At 61.6% G+C, this 1,301-nt stretch carries 1 protein-coding gene; it reads right to left on the bottom strand.

The features are described from left to right. Positions 1-65: 65 nt before the first annotated feature. Positions 66-1,262 carry an IS256 family transposase gene (locus tag MRBLMR1_RS25295; protein WP_500066931.1) on the bottom strand — a complete coding sequence of 399 codons (1,197 nt, stop codon included), beginning with the start codon at positions 1,260-1,262 and terminating at the stop codon, positions 66-68. Between the last annotated feature and the right edge of the window lie 39 nt (positions 1,263-1,301).

The raw sequence follows: 1,301 nt of genomic DNA, 5'->3' as shown, positions 1-1,301 counted from the left end.
GATCGTGTCCCAGGGAGTGGTGTAGCTTAGACGGCCACGGCTCATCCCAGAGGGCCGGATGAGTGTCAGCTTGCTGCTGGCAGGCTGATGAGTGGATCATCGCTCATCGTAGCGATTGTCTCAAGGGTCATGTAGCGAGATCGCTGGACGGCCCATTCATCGTTCTGTTCCAGCAGCAGCGCACCGACCAGGCGCACGATAGCGTCGTCGTTGGGGAAGATGCCGACGACCTCGGTCCGCCGCTTGATCTCGCCGTTCAATCGCTCGATGGGGTTGGTCGAGTGAAGTTTGGCCCAATGCTGTTTGGGAAAGGTCATGTAGGCGAGTACGTCTTGCTCGGCCCTGTCCATGAGACTGGCGAGCTTCGGGACCTTTGGCCTGATCTGGTCGGCGACGTTGCGCCACTGAGTGCTTGCCGCCTCCGACGTGTCCTGAGCGAAGGCCGTGGCAATGAAGGCGGAGACGACGCGCCGTCCGCTCTTTCCAGCATGGGCCAAGGCATTGCGCATGAAATGGACCCTGCAGCGCTGCCAGGTGGCGCAGAGCACCTTCGATACTGCGGCTTTGATGCCCTCATGCGCATCTGAGACGGCGAGCTTGACGCCACGCAGACCCCGCCTGGTCAGCTTTCGAAGAAACTCGGTCCAGATCGCCTCGGCCTCGGACGTGCCGATCTCCATGCCGAGCACTTCGCGTCGGCCGTCGGTGTTGACGCCGACGGCAATGATGACTGCAACAGAGACGATGCGCCCGCCACGCCGGACCTTCAAATACGTCGCGTCAATCCAGAGGTAGGGCCATTCGCCTTCGATGGGCCGGTCGAGAAAGGCCTTCACCTTCTCGTCGATCTCCTCGCACAGCCGGGAGACCTGGCTCTTGGAAATGCCCGACATGCCCATGGCCTTAACGAGGTCGTCAACCGAGCGGGTCGAAACACCCTGGATGTAAGCCTCCTGAATGACAGCCGTCAGAGCCTTCTCCGCCATCCGGCGCGGCTCCAGGAAGCTCGGGAAATAGCTGCCAGTACGAAGCTTGGGAATACGCAGCTCGACGGTGCCCGCCCGTGTCTCCCAATCCCGGTCGCGATAGCCGTTACGCTGGGCCAGTCGGAAGCCATTCTTCTCGCCATAGCCCGCACCGGTCTTCGTGCCGACCTCCAGCGCCATCAGCTTCTCGGCAGCAAAGCCGATCATCTCGCGCAGCAAATCGGCGTCGGCGCTCTTCTCAACGAGTGAGCGCAGGTTCATCATGTCGTCGGTCATCGGTGGTGTCCCTCAGGTTGGCTCTAAGCAACCCGACCC

The sequence above is a fragment of the Neorhizobium sp. LMR1-1-1.1 genome, assembly GCF_040675795.1.
Classification (GTDB): Bacteria; Pseudomonadota; Alphaproteobacteria; order Rhizobiales; family Rhizobiaceae; genus Neorhizobium; species Neorhizobium cellulosilyticum.
Note: the sequence above shows the minus strand (reverse complement) of the source record. Positions and strands in the feature narration are given on the sequence as shown.

Bases quoted from the DNA above. Each gene is read 5' to 3' on its own strand.
- MRBLMR1_RS25295 (WP_500066931.1), bottom strand. From the start codon at position 1,262: ATGACCGACGACATGATGAACCTGCGCTCACTCGTTGAGAAGAGCGCC.